At 76.2% G+C, this 16,474-nt stretch carries 9 protein-coding genes and 1 pseudogene; 5 read left to right on the top strand and 5 right to left on the bottom strand.

The window, feature by feature from the left end; translation table 11 throughout:
• Positions 1–80: 80 nt before the first annotated feature.
• The 3 genes from trmB to ACZ7RU_RS33710 form a co-directional block, all read right to left on the bottom strand.
• Positions 81–911, bottom strand: coding sequence for a tRNA (guanosine(46)-N7)-methyltransferase TrmB (gene trmB / locus ACZ7RU_RS33720; RefSeq protein ID WP_470344795.1), 831 nt, complete (start codon positions 909–911; stop codon positions 81–83).
• 203 nt (positions 912–1,114) lie between these two features.
• Positions 1,115–2,692: a TROVE domain-containing protein gene (locus ACZ7RU_RS33715; RefSeq protein WP_470344794.1), complete on the bottom strand. Its 1,578-nt coding sequence runs from the start codon at positions 2,690–2,692 to the stop codon at positions 1,115–1,117.
• A 567-nt stretch (positions 2,693–3,259) separates the two neighbouring features.
• A complete protein-coding gene (locus tag ACZ7RU_RS33710; RefSeq protein WP_359913997.1) occupies positions 3,260–4,687 on the bottom strand; it encodes an MFS transporter in 1,428 nt (475 codons plus the stop codon).
• 816 nt (positions 4,688–5,503) lie between these two features.
• On the opposite strand from ACZ7RU_RS33710, the gene ACZ7RU_RS33705 reads away from it, so the two are divergent.
• From ACZ7RU_RS33705 to ACZ7RU_RS33695, 3 genes are all read left to right on the top strand, one after another.
• Positions 5,504–7,642, top strand: a complete 2,139-nt coding sequence (locus ACZ7RU_RS33705) for an asparagine synthase-related protein (RefSeq protein WP_470344793.1) — start codon at positions 5,504–5,506, stop codon at positions 7,640–7,642.
• 275 nt (positions 7,643–7,917) lie between these two features.
• Complete coding sequence (locus ACZ7RU_RS33700) at positions 7,918–8,439, top strand: universal stress protein (RefSeq protein ID WP_470344792.1); 522 nt, start codon at positions 7,918–7,920, stop codon at positions 8,437–8,439.
• 111 nt (positions 8,440–8,550) lie between these two features.
• A complete protein-coding gene (locus tag ACZ7RU_RS33695) occupies positions 8,551–9,255 on the top strand; it encodes a DsbA family oxidoreductase (RefSeq protein WP_470344791.1) in 705 nt (234 codons plus the stop codon).
• Between the two features lie 128 nt (positions 9,256–9,383).
• On the opposite strand, the gene ACZ7RU_RS33690 is transcribed toward ACZ7RU_RS33695, so the two are convergent.
• Both ACZ7RU_RS33690 and ACZ7RU_RS33685 read right to left on the bottom strand, forming a co-directional pair.
• On the bottom strand, positions 9,384–11,624 hold the full coding sequence (locus tag ACZ7RU_RS33690) for a sigma-70 family RNA polymerase sigma factor (protein WP_470344790.1): 2,241 nt from the start codon (positions 11,622–11,624) through the stop codon (positions 9,384–9,386).
• 338 nt (positions 11,625–11,962) lie between these two features.
• On the bottom strand, positions 11,963–12,850 hold the full coding sequence (locus ACZ7RU_RS33685; protein WP_470344789.1) for a TetR/AcrR family transcriptional regulator: 888 nt from the start codon (positions 12,848–12,850) through the stop codon (positions 11,963–11,965).
• A 478-nt stretch (positions 12,851–13,328) separates the two neighbouring features.
• Here ACZ7RU_RS33685 and ACZ7RU_RS33680 point away from each other — a divergent pair, with 478 nt between their 5' ends.
• Both ACZ7RU_RS33680 and ACZ7RU_RS33675 read left to right on the top strand, forming a co-directional pair.
• On the top strand, positions 13,329–14,777 hold the full coding sequence (locus ACZ7RU_RS33680; protein ID WP_470344788.1) for an NAD(P)/FAD-dependent oxidoreductase: 1,449 nt from the start codon (positions 13,329–13,331) through the stop codon (positions 14,775–14,777).
• A 205-nt stretch (positions 14,778–14,982) separates the two neighbouring features.
• Positions 14,983–16,257: pseudogene (locus ACZ7RU_RS33675) on the top strand (SpoIIE family protein phosphatase); the annotation flags it as partial.
• Positions 16,258–16,474 lie beyond the last annotated feature (217 nt).

The raw sequence follows: 16,474 nt of genomic DNA, 5'->3' as shown, positions 1-16,474 counted from the left end.
GAGGACTCGGGACGAACCGTCCGTCCCGGGCACGCCCGTACGGCCGCCGCGCGGCCGCCGGTTCGAACGCCGCCGGTGGGTCAGCGGCGGCGGAACAGCAGGTCGTGGACGACGTGGCCCTTGGCGATCCCGGCCCGTTCGAACTTGGTGACCGGGCGCCAGTCCGGCCTCGGGGCGTAGCCGGGGATGCTGCCGTCCGGGTGGTCCGCGGGCTCCAGCCAGCCGGTCCCGTCACCCTCGGGGTGCAGGTTCTCCAGCTCCGGCGAGGCGGACAGCACGTCCAGCATCTGCTCCGCGTACGGCTCCCAGTCGGTGGCGCAGTGCACCAGGGCGCCGGGGGCGAGCCGGGGCAGCACCAGGTCGAGGAAGGCGGGCTGGACCAGCCGGCGCTTGTGGTGCTTCGGCTTGGGCCACGGGTCGGCGAAGTAGACCCGCAGACCGGCCAGCGAGGCGTCCGGGAGCATGTCGCGCAGCAGGATCACCGCGTCGCCGGCGGCCGTCCGGACGTTCCGGGAGCCGTCGCGCTCCAGCAGGCCGAGCAGGTTGCCGTGGCCGGGGGTGTGCACGTCGGCGGCGAGGATGCCCATGGCCGGGTCGGCGGCGGCCATCGCGGCGGTGGTCTCGCCCATGCCGAAGCCGATCTCCAGCGTCACCGGCAGTCCGCCGAACAGCTCCGGCAGGTCCAGCGGGGTGCCGTCGATGGGGATGCCGTAGGTCTCCCAGCTCCGGTCCAGGGCGCTCGCCTGGGCGTTGGTCATCCGGCCCCGGCGCGGCTGGAAGCTGCGGATGCGACGCTCGCGGTGCTGGGCCTCGGTGGCCTTGTGCGGGTACATCGGCGCGGGGTAGGCGGCCGGCGCGGCGGACAGCCGGGCGGACGGCGAGGGCTGGGGGATCGGGGCGGTGGCAGTCACAATCAACCGAGTCTACGGGGCTGTCCGGGCCCGCCGGCCGGGGCTGTGACCGGGCTCATCCGCCCGATCGCCGCCCGTCCCGCCGGCCCGCCCGCCGCCCGGTCCGCCCGCCGGCCGCCGGCGGAACAGGGGAACGGAAGGGGGAGGAGCCACACCCCCGTGATGGCTCCTCCCCCTTCCTCGCCCGGCCGACGCGGGCTCCGCTACCCCTCCCAGGGCCAGTGGGCGTTCGCCCCGGACTCCAGGAGGGGGATCAGCCGGAAGGCCGCGTCGCTCAGGCCGCCGAAGGTGTGCCGGTGGGCGCCGCCACCGGGGCCGTGGCCCGGGGCGTACCCGGCCAGGTTCCAGGTGTAGACGGGCACGTGGGCCGGGACCGCGGCGAGGGGATCGCCGCCCCGGTGGCCCGGGCCGGTCTGCTCGTCGGTGACGATCACCACCCGGTCGTGGCCGCGGTAGTGGGCGCGGACGGCGTCGGCGGTGTTGGTGCCGCCGAGGTTGGAGAAACGTTCCAGCACCCGTAGCACCACCTCACCCCGGCCGACCTCGACCACCCGGCTGGTGGTGCCGAACTCGACCAGGTCCGCCTCCGCGGCCCGGACCTTCAGCGCCGTGCCGAAGATCGCCGCCGAGTCCGCCCGGTTGAGCTCGGTCGGCCCGCCGGAGCGGTCGAACATCGAACCGGAGCGGTCCACCAGGACCAGCGTCCGACCGGGGAGTTCCGGCACGTTGGCCAGCGAGTGGCCGAGCGCCGTCTCCAGCGCGTGCCCCCAGCGCAGCGAGGGCGCGTTGCGGTACGCGGCCAGGTAGCGGAACGGGAACTGGCGCGAGCGCCGTACCTCGCCCCTGTCGGAGATCCGCCGGGCGACCTCGGCCGCGACGGTGTCCGAGACGCCGGCCCGGTCGAAGTTGCGCAGGTTCCGCACCAGCGCCATCGGGCCCATCGACGGGATGACCGCCTCCCAGACGGCCGCGTCCAGCGGCCCCCGCAGCCAGCCCGCCAGCGCCTCCCAGGTCAGCCCGGCGGCGGCCAGCCGCTCGGCGCCGCCCTCGGCGGTCACCGCCGCCCGGCGCTCCTCGGCGGGCAGCGCCAGCAGCTCGCGGTTGGCGGTCAGCATCCGGTCCGCGGCCGGCGGGACGGCCTCCTCCGGCCGGTGCCGGCGGTCCAGCGCGTACGCGAACAGCGCGCCCTGCCAGGGCCGGTCCGGGGCCGGCGAGGGGTGGGTCAGCTCGATCACGTCGCCGAACCGGTAGCCCTTGCCCGCGGTGTCGTACTTCAGCAGCGAACGGGCGTCGTACAGGCGCTGGACGGCGTCCGCGACGCCGCGCTTGAGCGGCTTGGGCAGCGCCCGGCCGTAGCGCGAGGTCCAGTAGGCGAGCAGCTCGCCGGGCTCGTCGGCGCGCCGCAGCACCGCCGCGACGGCCTGCCGGGAGTGGCCGTGGGCGCCGGCGTCCAGCCGGGCGCGGGTGAACTCGGCGGCGCCGACCAGGGCGGCGGTGCGCATCTGGGCGCCGTGGCGCAGCCAGCGCAGCAGTCCGAGGGTCCACTCCGGCTCGGCGACGGCGAGTTCGCGCACCAGCGCGGTGTAGCGGTCGTCGCGCGCGCCGCCGCGCTCGTGGAAGGTGTCCTGGCCGACCATGTTGGCGATCGCGAGCAGGAACAGCTCGGACCTGGCGTCCCGGACGTGGCCGACGCCGCCGTTGTGGTTGCGGGTGAGCTGCCCGGTGGTGGCCACCGGCGAACTCGGACTCGCCTTGGCCCCGCGGAAGTTGAACCTGGACATGCGACAGCCCCCCTCGGCTTGGTGGTGTCAGTGGGAAGGGAGGCATGCTGCGGTACGGCGTGCCCGAGATCGTGCCGACCGTGGGACGGCCGACGTCGGCGGAGGTGTATGCCTTGTGCTCTACCGGATTGAGCTACCGGCCGCGCTCGCGCACGGCCGCCCGGGATTCGAACCCGGAACCGCAAGATCCGAAGTAACCCCCGCCTGCGCACCGGGCACTCCGAAGCGCACTGCCTCCCGAGATCAGGATGGCGGCGGTGTTTCGCGGGCTCGAACCGCTACGCCGGAGAACCGGCGTCTACCAGAAGTAACCGCTGCCGTCGCACCGGGAGGTGCGGAAGAACTATTCAGGTATGGGTGTCCAGAGATCGAAGGCGGCTGAGGTGACGAAGCTGCTCTACCGACTGAGCTACACCGGCCCGAAGAGCCGGTGACGGGACTCGAACCCGTGACACGCCCATTAACAGTGGAAGTAACCTCTGCCTGCGCACCTGGACGAGAGAGACCTTAGCCAGGCCGCTCTCGCGCGTGCACCTCATTTACCGTCAACTCCGGCGGACCCACCGCTCATGCCGGAGCGACGATCACCGCCCGGGCCCGCTCGGTCAACTCCCGTACCCGGCGTTCACCCTGGAAGGGCTCCAGCCGCCGCAGCATCTCCACCACGTACTCCCGGCTGCGCTGCGAGGAGATCCGGCCGGCCACCTCGACGGCGCGCTCGCCGGCGGCGACCGCGGCGTCCAGGTCGCCCGCCTCCGCCTCGGCCATCGCCGAGACCACCAGCCGCAGGCCGTGCGAGCGGACGAAGCCCTCGGTGGGGGTGGCCAGCGCCTCGCGGGTGAACTGCCGGACCTTGGAGGGCACTCCGAGGTCGCGGAAGCACTCGGCGGCGTCGGCGGCCAGCCGGTCGTAGGCGTAGAAGTCCATCCACGCCGGATCGGGATCCCCGGCGCGCGCCCGTTCGAGTGCGCTCTCCGCCGCGCCGAGCGCCGTCGCACACGCCGCGGCGTTGCGGGCCTTGGCCTGGGCCCGGGCCTCCACGAGGTGGAAGAAGCTCATGGTGCGGGCGGTGGCCAGGCCCCGGTTGCGCTCCAGCGCGGCCTGGGCGAGGTCGACCGCCTCCTCGGCGAAGCCCCGGTAGCCCGCCTGGAGGCTCATCGAGGCCAGGACGTAGCCGCCGAGCGGCACGTCGGCGGCGGCCCGGGCGAGCCGCAGCGCCTGGATGTAGTAGCGCTGGGCGGCCTCGTGCTGCCCGGTGTCGAAGGCCATCCAGCCGGCCAGCCTGGTCAGTTCGGCGGTCGCGCCGAACAGCGCCCGGCCGACCGCGTCGCTGTACGAGGCGAGCAGCAGCGGCGCCGCCTCCACCCGCAGGCACTCCGGCACCATCGACGAACGCCAGTCCCCGCCGCCGTACTTGGAGTCCCAGCGGCGGGCCTCCTGGGCGGCCTCGCGGAGCTTGGCGGCGTCCGAGTGGCCGACCCGGTAGGAGGAGGTGTCGGTGGGCGAGCGGGGCACCTCGCGGGCCACCGAGCCGTCCGCGGGGGTGATCAGCCAGCGGGAGACCGGGGTCGCGTAGGCGGCGACCGAGAAGGTTCCCGCCAGGCTGTCGCTCCAGCGGCCGCCGCCGGGGCCCCGGCGCAGGTCGAGGTCGACCCGCCACAGGTCGGTCGCCGAGCGGACCGCGTCGGCGACCTCGCGCGGGAAGGCCAGGCCGAGTTCGGGCGCCGGGTCGGTGTCGCCCAGGCCGATCTCCTCCAGCGGGACGGGTCGGCCGAGCTTGCCGCCGATCGCGGTGGCGATCAGGTGCGGGACGGGCCCCTGCGGCACCATGCCCTTGCTGACCCAGCGGGCCACCGAGGTCTTGTCGTACCGCAGGGTCAGCCCGCGCTGGGCACCGAGGTCGTTGACCCGGCGGGCCAGTCCGGCGTTGCTGATCTGGGCGAGGGTCAGGAGCGTGCCGAGCCGTTCGTTCGGTCCACGTGGGCTGACGGTCATGGTGGCGGCGGCACCTCCTGCGGCCTTGTGCGCGGGGCCCGGGCGGCACCGGGCCGTAGCTGCTGTACCTAGCGTAGTCGGACGCGTTCCGACGGTTAAGAGGTCGCATTCCGGATGGCGGGATCGCGCACTCGGCGGTGCCGCACCGGAGTTGGTCCGGACCGCTCGGATCCGGCCGACCGCACCGCGCGCCGGAGCGTCGTGCTCCGGTCCCGTGTTCACGTGCGCCCGGCCGTGCCCCCTGGCCCGACCGGCTGGTCGGCGATTCGCTGGTGGTCGTGGGTCGGCCTGCCGTCGAGGACCCGGCAGGCCGGGGGATGCCGCCGCCTCAATCCCCGCGGGCGGCGGTGAAGTCCGGGAGGGCATGCGGATGCCCTCCCGGGCTGGGCGACGCCTTTCGGCCATCTCGCGATGCCCATGTCAAGGCGTTTGCCGGTGGTCCGGGCCGGGGAGGGGGCGGCCCGGCCCGCCCACCCCGCCGGAGTGGCGGGGTGATCGAACTCCCTTCAGGCGTACGGAACTTGCCCGCCAGAGCGATCGGGCGTCGGAGCGACCCCGGGCCCGGCCTCCCGGCCCGTGGGCGCACCCGTGCCGGCCCGGACGCCCGTACCCGGCCGTCGAACGGCCGGTCCGAACGGAAGCGGAACCCGGAACACCGGCCACGGCGACGTCCCGCGGTGGCACGATGTCTCCTGACGGCGCGTCGAGCTGCGGGGGCACGCCGGGACGCGTACGGGCCGCCACGGCAGACCACCCGGCGGCCCGGCGGGCGGCGGACGCGCCCACGGATGCAGGTCCTCGTCCGGTGGAGGCGCGATGCGGTGGCTGACGGGCTGGTGCACGGGCGTACCGAGCGCGGGCACCCCGGCGCACGAGGCACTCGGCAGGGTCGAGCCGATCGCCGCGCGCCCCCTGTGGACCGGGCCCGACCCGCTCTGGGCCGTGGGCGACTGGCGCCCCGGGGAGATCCGCCTGGTCACCCTCCGCCCCGGCGCCCCCGCCGTGGTCAGCACCGGCCCCACCGCCCCCGACCAGGTCGAGGACACCCCCGCCACCTCCCGGCTCGCCGTCCTCGGCCACTGCGGCGCCACCGACGCCGAACTCGCCGCCGGCCTCGCCGCCGCCCGCGGCGGCGCCGTCCGCCACCTGACCGCCTGGCCCGGCAGCTACACCGTCGTACTGCGCTCCGGCACCCGCTCCACCCTGCTGCTCACCGACCTCGCAGGCGCCCAACCCGTCTTCCACACCCCGTGGGCCGGCGGCACCGCGTACGCCACCGCCGCCCTGCCGCTCGCCGACCTGGTCGGCGCCCCGCTGGACACCGGCCACCTCGCCGCCCGGCTCGCCTGCCCCGAGTCCCCCGAGGCGCTCGGCACCGGCACCCCGTACCTGGGCGTCCAACGGGTGCCGCCCGGCCACGTGCTCGGCATCCGCGGCGGCCGCCCGTACCTGTCCGGCTACGACGACCCGGGCGGCGCCGAGCAGCCGCGGGGCGAGGCGCCCGCCGTCCGCGAACTCACCCGCGCCCTGCTGGAGTCCGTCCGCTCCCGGGTCCGCACCACCGGCCCGGCGCTCGACCCGGCCGGGCGGCCCCGGCTCGGCGTCGACCTCTCGTACGGGACGGCCTCCGCGACCGTCGCGCTGCTCGCCGCCGCCGTCCCGCTGCCGCCGGTGCCCACGGCCACCGCGGCGGCCCGGGCGGCCACCGCCGGGGCCAGGAGCGGCGCGGTCAAGGGCTCCTGGGCCCGTGCCGCCGCCGTCCGGGAACCCGCCGCCCCCGAACGGCTGGCCGCCGTCACGCTCGGCGAGACCGGGCCCCCGGCCGGCCTCGCGCTCGCCCCCGACACCCCGCGGCTGCGGCACACCGTGCTCGACCCGGCCCCGGACACCCTTCCGTACGCCGGGCCGGGCGCCGACCCGCAGACCGGCCGGCTCACCGACGAGCCCGGACCCGAACTCGTCGCCGCCGCCCGGGCCGAGGCGCGCTTCGACGCGGGCGGCACCGACCACCTCACCGGCTACGGCGCCCGCCAGGTGCTGGACGGGCACCCGGCTCGGCTCGCCGACCTCATCCGGGCCGGCCGGCCGCGCGAACTGCTGTCCCCCGTCGCCGCACTGGCCGGCGCCGACCGGGCGGCCGCGGGCGTCCTCACCGGCGCGCTGCGCACCCCGCTCACCGTGGTCCGGGCCGCCCACCGGCTCTCCCGGGTCCGCTACGCCGAGGCGCTGGACGAGGCGGCCGCCAGACTGACCGCCCGCCACGTCCCGGACGACGCCGGCACGGCGGGGGCCCGCTCCGCCGTCGACCTCGCCTGGTGCGTGCCCGGCCCGGCCGCCCGCTGGCTCTCCGACGAGGCGCTCTCCTCGGTCGCGCTGCGGCTCCGCCTGGCGGCGCGCAAATCGGCGCCGGAGGAACACCCCGGCGCGCACCGGGCCCGGCACGCTCTCTACCGGCAGGCGCGCTCCTTCCGCACGCTCGTGCACGCCGCCGAACAGCCCGGACAGCGGCTGCACGCACCCTTCCTCGACAACCAGGTGGTGCGCGCCGCCCGGCTGCTGCCCGACGACGTCCGCCTCCAGCCCGGTGCCCGGCACGCCCTCCTGCACGCCGTCCTCACCGGCGCCGGCCGCACCGACCTGCCCCCCGACTGGGGCCGCGGCCCCCGCCCCGACCGCACCGCCCCCGCCCGCGCCGGACTGCGCCTCGCCGCCGACGGCCTCGCCGAACTCTTCGACGCCCCGCTGCTCGCCGAAGCCGGCCTCATCGACCTCGCCGCCGTCCGCGCCGACCTCGCCCGCGCCGCCGACCCCGTCACCCCGCTCTCCGCCGCCGCCCTGGCCGGCCTCGCCGACCTCGTCTCCACCGAACTCTGGCTCCGCCGCATCCGCGCCCGCCGTCACGGCGCCTGCTGGACCGGCCTGCCCGGCCCCCGCCAGCCCGCCCTCGCCCCCTGACCGCCTGACCGCCGCCCCCTGGGCCCCCTCCCCGCCCCGCTGGCCCATCCCCCGGGCCCGCGCGGCCCTCGGCCCCGCCGGGCTCACCCGGCCCGGCCGGCCCCCGGCTTGCAGGCCAGCGGCCCACCCGGCCGCTGGCCTGCCCCGCCTGCCCCCTCACCTCCTGGCCGTCGGCTCTCCCTCCCCCGCCCCGCCCTGCGGCGCGGTTGCCGGGCCCGGGTCCCCGGGGCGGTGATGATGGCGGGGGTGTGGATCCGGGGTGAGGAGGGTGTGCGGTGGCCGGTGGCAGCGCGGGGCGGGAGGTGCCGGTCGTGCTGTCGGTGCTCGGGCGTCCGCCGGCGGGGCGGACGCCGGGGGTGCTGGCGGCGTGCGACGGGTCGGACGGGTCGCTCTGGGCGCTGGACCGGGCGATGACGGAGGCCGAGCTGTTCGGACTGCCGCTGTACGTGCTCGCCGTGGTCAACCCGGCGCCGGCCGGCTACCCCCCGGGGATGGCGGAGCTGGTGCAGGAGAGCGTGGAGACGCTGGTGGAGAGCATGGCGGACGGGCTGCGCCGCTCGGTGGCCGCCGTGCAGCGCCAGCGCCCCGCGCCGTACGCGGGGGAGCTGTCGCTGCACGTGGTGCTGGGCAACGTGATCGAGGTGCTGCTGGAGGCGGCGACCCGGCAGCACACGCTGGTGATCGGCACCCGGGGCAACGGCGGCTTCGCCCGGCTGCTGATGGGCTCGGTGAGTTCGGCGGTGGTGCACCACGCGGCCTGCCCGGTGCTGGTGGTCCCGGCGCCGCCCGCGACCTGACCGGCGGGGCGGCCGCCCTCGGGGTGCCGGCCGGAGTGCCGGGAATGTACCGAGATGGTTCATCGTTCACCTATCTCGTACCGTCTGAACCCCACGCCCCTGGAGCCCCGCATGAAGGTCGAGATCTGGAGCGACATCGCTTGTCCCTGGTGCTACATCGGCAAGCGCCGCTTCGAGGAGGCCCTGGCGGACTTCCCGGGCAAGGACCAGGTCGAGGTCGTCTACCGTCCGTACCAGCTGGTCCCGGACGCCCCCGAGACCGCGAGCCCGCACCGCGCCTGGCTGGCCGAGCGCTACGGCCCGCAGTCGGTGGCGATGGACGCGCGGGTGGCCGAGCTGGGCCTCGCCGAGGGCATCACGTACGACTTCGACGCCGCGCTGCACGCCAACACCTTCCTGGGCCACCGCCTGCTGCACCTCGCCGAGGCCGAGTACGGCCCGGCCGTCCAGGGGCGGCTGAAGGAGGCCCTGCTGAAGGCGCACTTCACCGACGGCGTCGACGTCGGCGACCGCGTCGCGCTGACCGACGTCGCCGTCTCGGCCGGGCTGGACCGGGACCGGGTGACCGCCTACCTGGCGGGCGACGAGGGCACCGCCGAGGTCGACGCCCAGCTGGCCGAGGGCCGGGAACTCGGCATCACCGCCGTGCCGACCTTCGTCTTCGAGGGCAGGTGGGCCGTCCAGGGCGGCCAGGACGCCGCGACCTTCGGCAAGGTGCTGGAGCAGGTCGCCGCCGAGATCGGCGAGCACCGCCCCGCCCCGGTGCAGGTCGCCCCGGCCGGGGAGGCCTGCGCGGACGGCTCCTGCGCCATCTGACCGCGCGATCCGACCGCGCCATCCGACGGTCCGCCGCGCACCCGGCAGGCCCCGCGGCACCACGGACGAGGCCCGCTCCAGGACTCCTGGAGCGGGCCTCCGTCACGACCGCCCGGGGCGCGCGCCGGTCACGAGCACCGGAAGCGGGCCTGGGCCCAGTCCGCGACGTTCAGCGCCGACCAGATCCCGTTCACCGGTGTGACCACCAGCTTGACCGACTTCTGCCCGGCCAGCGGCACGTGCACCGGCACCGCGCCGTCGCCGGCGGCCAGCGGGCGGGAGCGCCACAGGGTGGTGCCGTCGCCGCCCTGGACGGAGAAGACGACCCCGCCCGGCGAGACCGTGGCGTCGTCCACCCCGGCCACCGCGTCGAAGGACGTGCAGCTGCGGTTGAGGTCGATCAGGGTGGTCGCCGGGGCGTGCACGGTGATCGCGTGCGGGTGGTAGTCGCCGCCGATCCAGCCGCCGTCGCGCTGCCGGAACTTGTCGCTGCCCTTCTGCCGGATGCTCGGCCCGGGCGGCGGCACCCGGTTGTTGCCGGGCTTGAGCACGGGCAGCGAGTTGCCCCAGAAGTCGCTGAGCACGGGCGGCGAGGGCGTGGGGACGGTCGGGGTCGGCACCGGCGGCAGGGTCGGCGTCGGGACGACCGGCACGTCGGGCGTGGGCACCGGCGGCAGGGTCGGCACGGTCACCACCGGGGGAGTGAAGGTCGGCTTCGGCACCTTCGGACTGCTGGGCGCCGGCGTGACGGGCTCCGGCGCCCGGGTGGTGGCGGGCGGCGGAGTCGGCGTGGGCCTGGCGGCCGGCTTGGCGTCGGGGGTCGCCACGGGCGTCTCGGGGGCCGGAGCGGCGGCGGCCGGCGTCGGGGCCGATGCCGGTGCCGCGGCGGGCGGGGCCACCGGCCGGGTCGGGGAGGCCGCGGCCGGGGCGCTGGGGGCCGGGGGAGCGGCCGCCGGGGGCTTCGGCTCGGGCGAGCCGGTGAGCGCGTACGCGGCGACGGCGGCCGCGGCCACCGCGATGGCGGCGGCGATCCCGGCCTTGGCCGCGGTGCCCAGGCCCTCGCCGGCCGCGGCGGCGCCGGCCCCGCCGGAGCCTGCACCGGTCGAGCCGGCGGCGGCCGCACCGGCCGCGGCCCCCGAGGACCCGGCGGTCGCGGCGGCCGTCCCGGCCGCTGCCGCACCGCCGACGGCGGCGGCACCGCCCACGGCGGCCGCGGCGGCGCCGAACCCGCCGACGCCGATCCAGACGAGCACACCGCCGGGCAGCAGGGCGCGCAGCCCGGTGTTGATCTCGGTCAGTTCCAGGCAGGCGGCCGTGCAGCGGTCGCACTCCTGGAGGTGCCGGCCGACCTCCGCCGAGGCCCGCTTGCGCAGCGAGCCGCGCGCGTACGCCCCGAGCCGGTTGGCGTACGCCTCGCACGAGCTGTCCTGGCTGCCCGAGACGTGCGCCTGGAGGAACCCGGCGGCGAGCCGGTCGCGGGCCCGGTGGGCCTGGACGGCGGTGGCGTTGGCGGTCTTGCCGAGCATCACCGCGACGGTCTTCGGGGACTCCCGCTCGACCTCGGTGTGCCAGAGCACCACCCGGTCGTCCTCGGGGAGTTCGGCGTAGGCCTGCATGACCATCCGCTGGTCGGCCATCGCCATCGCCCAGGCGTCGGCGCCCGGGTCGGCGAGGTCGAAGTCGACGACGGCGGCCGAGGTCTGCGCGAACACGGCGAAGTCGTCCACGAGTTGCTCGCGCCGCTCGCTGCGGTGCCAGGCGGCGGCGACGTTGCGCACGGCGGTGAGCAGGTACGCGCGGACGGCGAACTCGGGGCCCTTGCCCGCCCGCAGCGCCTGCAGGGTGCGGGCGAACACCTCGCCCGCGAGGTCCTCGGCGGTGAAGCTGTCCCGGCAGCAGGTGCGCGCGTAGCGGCGCACCGAGTCGGCGTGCCGGCGGTAGATCTCCTCGTACGCGGTGTCGTCGCCGGCCCGTACCCGGGCGGTCAACTCGGCGTCGGAGGCGGGGCGCTCGCCGTCCACCGGGTCGGCGGGGGCGGGGACGGTCGGCCGGGCGGTCCGGCCGTCACCGGGGAACGGGTCGCCGACGAACGCCTCGGGGGCGACGCCGCCCCGGCCCGCCGGGGCCTGCCCGGGCACCCGGCCCGGGGGCAGTGCGGCGGCGGAGGCGGAGAGCGTCTCGCGGCTGGGCATCCCGGCCTGGTCGGGGACCTGCCCGGCGGCCGAATCCGCTGCGGCGCCCGGCACTTGGGCCGTCCCGCCGGTGCTGCCGAGACTGCGGGGGCCTGCGGCGGACCCCTCGGAGGCCTCACCGGAGAAGCCTCCGAAGTCGAGGCCGTACCCGTAGTCGTTCTGTTCCTCGGCGCTCACAACGGACCCCAGATTCCACGACAGCCCCCGTAGTGTGGCAGGGCGCGCGGGAGTGCGTAGGCGCACGGTTCCCCGGCGTACGGCGCCGATGGCGCGCGAACGGCGCGCATCGGGACATTGGCTCCAACCACGGGCAAAGGATGGCATAGCGCAGGGAACGGCGGTAGCCGGACCGGCCGCCTTCCACCCCTCCGAGGGGCCGTCGCGAAGGTGTTCGCCCAGCGTGCGGCGGTGGGGTGTGCGACTCCCACACCCGGCGCGCGCACTCGGGCCGCGCGCCGGTCCTCCCTCCAACTCCCGTGCCCGCCGGGCGTGGCGGACCGGGCGGCCGACGGACGTCAGCGCGCCCGCAGGCCGTCCAGCAGGATCTGCAGCAGCCGGTCCGAGGGCCCGGAGACCGCCTGGCCGTCCGGCTGCGGCGAAATCGGCGAGAAACCGCCGGCCGCCGGTACGGAGACCGACGGACGGGCCGCGTGCACCGGCACCGAGGCGGTCAGCACAAGCACCACGTCCGAGACCGTGACGCCCGGACGCAGTTCGCCCGCCGCACCGGCCCGCGCCACCAGGGCGGCCAGCAGCTGCAGCAGCAGCCGCGGATCGGCGTCGGCCGCCGACGGCTCGACCACCCCGCCCGAGCGGGCCTCCTCGCCGCGCAGGTCGAAGCGGACCGCCGCGGGCGGTTCGGGCGCGCGCTGCTCGGGCACCCGGCCCAGCTCCTCCGCGTACCGGAACGCCTCCGGCGGCAGCAGCCGCCCGGCGCCGCTGCTCACCGCGCGGGCCAGGTAGCCGGCCAGCGACTCCCAGGCGCCGTCACCGCCGTACAGCGACTCCCGCGCCTGCGCGGTCAGCCACGCCACCTCCTCGGCGGCGATCCGCTGGACCAGCACCTCCTTGCTCGGGAAGCGCCGGTAGACGGTGCCGACCCCGACCCCGGCCCGGCGCGCGACCTCCTCCATCGGCGCGCCGTAGCCGAACTCGCCGAACACCTCGCGGGCCGCCCGCAGCACGCTCTCCAGATTCCGCCGGGCGTCCACCCGCAGCCGGGCCCCGGGCGCCGGCGCGACCGGTGCGGGCTCGACCCGGTACGGGACCGCGGCATGAACCGTTCCGACCTGTGGCAGCCCGCCCTGCGGTGGCAGGTCCACCGGGCCGCGCTGCTCGGGGACCGTGCCCGCTCCGGCCTGCGGTGCACCCGCCCGACCCAACACCTGCTCCTGATCCATCATCCCAACTCTCCCCCGCAGGCGTCCGAATCCGGACCCTGTCGTCGCCCGCCCCTGCACCCCCCGGTGCAGCTCGGCCCGTCAGAAATGACCCGATGACCCATTGCTCGTGCCGCCCGTCCGGTTCCGGTGACCACGGTTCGTGCCGCCGTGCCGGGTCCACGTCCGGCTCGGCGCGTCGGCACCGTCCGGGGCCCTGTCCGGGAACTACCCTTCCCCGGATGACCGTCCCCCAGTCGGGTTCTCACGCCAACGCTGGAACTGGCCGTAGTGGCCGCTCCACGGTGCGTCGTCGTCGATTGTCATGGCGACGGCCGCCCCGGTACACAATCCGACCATAGTTCACCACTCTCCGAGGCCGAAAGTGCGTCAGAAAGTCGCCCAGTAGGCACAACTGGCCACGCGGGTCACTCGGGTCGCAACCAGCCCCGTACGGACTGTGGACAAGACCACCTCCGCCGGTCCTTCATAGGGGGCGTGAGTGGGGGACACCCCCGGCCGCGGGGCGGCCGGGAGGAAACGTCGCTTCGGCAGGAGGTGCACCATCAGGATCCTGATCGCCGGCGGCGGCTGCGCCGGAACGGCCGCCGCACTCCACCTCCAGCGCGCCCTGCGGGACCGGCTGAGGCGCGGCGAGGTGGAGATCACCGTCGTCGAGCCCCAGGCCTACTTCACCTACCACCCGCTGCTGGCCGAGGTGGCGGCCGGTTCGATCGACCCGAGACACGTGGTCGTCCCGCTGCGCCGGGTCCTGCCGGACTGCCGGGTGCTCACCGCCCGGATCACCCGGATCGAACACGCCGCCCGGCTCGCCCTCGCCGACGCCGCCGCCCCCGGCGAACCCCCCGCCCCGGTCGAACTGCCCTACGACGTCCTCGTGGTGGCCCCCGGCTCGGTCTCCCGTACGGCACCCGTGCCCGGCCTCGCCGAGCACGGCCTCGGCTTCTCCACCGTCGGCGAGGCGGTGGGCCTGCGCAACCACGTCCTGGAGCAGCTCGACCTCGCCTCCGCCACCCGCGACCCGGCACTGCGCCAGTCCGCGCTCACCTTCGTCTTCGTCGGCGCCGGCTACGCGGGCGTCGGCGCGCTCGCCGAACTGGAGGACATGGCCCGCGCCGCCGTGCGCGGCTACCACAACGTCCGCGCCGAGGACCTGCACTGGGTCCTGGTCGAGGCGACCGGCCGGATCCTCGCCGAGGAGTCGCCCGAACTCGCCGCCCACACCCTCGGCGAACTGCGCGAACGCGGTGTCGACATCCGGCTGGGCACCACCCTGGAGTCCGCCGCCGACCGGGTCGTGGCGCTCTCCGACGGCAGCCGCTTCGGCGCCCGCACCCTGGTCTGGACGGCGGGCGTCCGGCCCTCCCCGCTGCTGCGCGAGACCGACCTGCCGCTGGACACCCTCGGTCGGGTGCGATGTCTGGCCACCCTGCAGGCCGTCGGACCGGACGGGCGTGCCCTGCCCGGCGTCTGGGCGGCCGGCGACTGCGCCGCCGTTCCGGACCCGAACGCGGACGGCGCCCCCTGCGCGCCCAACGCCCAGCACGCCTTCGCCCAGGCCGAACTGCTCGCCCGCAACGTCGTGGTGGCCCTGGACGGCGGGCCGCACGCCCCGGGCCTGGCCGACTACCGGCCCGGCCCCGCCGCCTGCTCGACCTCGCTCGGCCCGCGCCGGGCGGTCGCGCACACCCGGCGCGGCGGCCGGCTCACCGGCCGCCGCGCGTGGTGGCTGCACCGGGCCCGGCACCTGCGGCGGCTGCCGAGCACCGAGCGCCGGGTGCGGGTGCTGGTGGACTGGATGCTCGGCGGGGTGTTCTCCCGCGAAGTGGTCTCGCTGGGCGCGATGGAGCACCCGCGTTCGGCCTTCGAGAGAGGGTTCGACCCGAGGGCCGGACGGCCGTCCGACGCCGGACCGGACGCTCCCCGGTGACCGCGCCCGCCGGCCCGGGCCGACGGCCGACCGGCCGACGGACCGGTGGGCGAACCGGGCGACGGATCGGACGGCCACGCCGGGCGCGCGACTTCCGGAACCGGGCCTCCGCCTGACAGGATCAGCCCGACTGGTCATTACCCCGTGTGCTGTTGCGCACACAAAAAGTGATGATATGCCTGGTAAACGAGGAAGCGGCCGTCGTTTGAACCTCATGCGCTGGAGCGCCCGGCTCACCGGAGTCCCCTGGCGTGCCGTCCCACCCCACGGGACCGGCACCGAGGACGGTGCGCCCTGCCCCGACGGCGTCGTCGTGCCCAGCCCCCGCGACCCGACCAGCCCCGCCGCCACCGCCGAACTCCTCGACCCGCACAGACCGCAGAACCTGCGCGAGGTCCTCAACCGCATCCCCGCCCCGGTCGCCGTCACGTACGGACCGCTCCACCAGCTCGGCTACGCCAACCGCGCCTACCGCGAGCTCTTCGGCGAACGCCACACCGGCCTGCCGGCGGCCGAGGCGCTCCCCGAACTCGCCACCATGGGCGTCCTGCCCCTGATGGACCAGGTCATCCGCGGCGGCCGCCCGCGCAGCGTCAAGGCCCGCTGCATCCTCGGCCTCACCGGCAACCGCTACTACAACGTCTCCTGCGTCCCGCTCGGCACCGGGGAGAACGGCGACGCCCCCGCCGAGGGGCCACCCGCCGGCGTGCTGATCTTCGCCGCCGAGGTCACCGACCAGGTCCTCGCCGCCGCCCGCCTGCGCGAAGCCGAACGCCGCCAGCGCGAGGCCGCCGTCACCCTCCAGCGCAGCCTGCTCCCCCAGAAGCTCGACCAGCCGGCCGGTCTGCGGGTCGCCGCCACCTACCAGCCGGGCGGGGCCGAGGCCGCCGTCGGCGGCGACTGGTACGACGTCATCGCCATCGACGGCGGGCGCACGGCCCTCGTCATCGGCGACGTCATGGGCCGAGGCCTGCGCGCCGCCGCCGTCATGGGCCAGCTGCGCACCGCCGTCCGCGCCTACGCCCGCCTCGACCTGCCCCCGCACGAGGTGATGCGCCTGCTCGACGGCCTCGCCATGGAGATCGACGCCAACCAGATCGCCACCTGCACCTACGCCGTCTGGGACCCGCGGCGCCGCACCCTCTCGTACGCCTCCGCCGGACACCTCCCCATCCTGCTGCGCTGCCCGGACGGCACCATCCTGCGCAGCGAGGAACAGAACGGACCGCCGCTCGGCACCGGCGGCGGCCTGCACCTCTCCCACATCCTGCGGCTGCTCCCCGGCACGACCGGCGTCCTCTACACCGACGGACTGGTCGAGCGCCGCGACGAGGACATCGACCAGGGACTCGACCTCCTGGCCCGCACCCTGGCCGGTGCGATCGGTGCCCCCGAGGTGATCTGCGCCCGGCTGCTGCGGGCGATGGGCGTGACCTCCGAGCACGACGACGACGTCGCCGTCCTGGCCTTCCAGCTGCCGGTCGAGGAGGATGCCGGAAATCGGCTTGCGCCACTTGACTCGGGCACCCCAGAGGTCTAGTGTTCTTCGAGCTGCCTGGCAGGGAGCACCGGACACGCATCAGCGCGGACGGTCCCGGGGCAGCCAATCCTCTGAAACACCACTTCCCGGTTCGGGCCGGGTCGCTTCGTCGTTTTCACGTTGCGGCCTGGTGCGTATTTGGCGTGCGCATTTTATC

This window comes from Kitasatospora sp. NPDC114501 (assembly GCF_055633695.1).
This window is presented reverse-complemented; position numbering and strand designations above follow the sequence as displayed.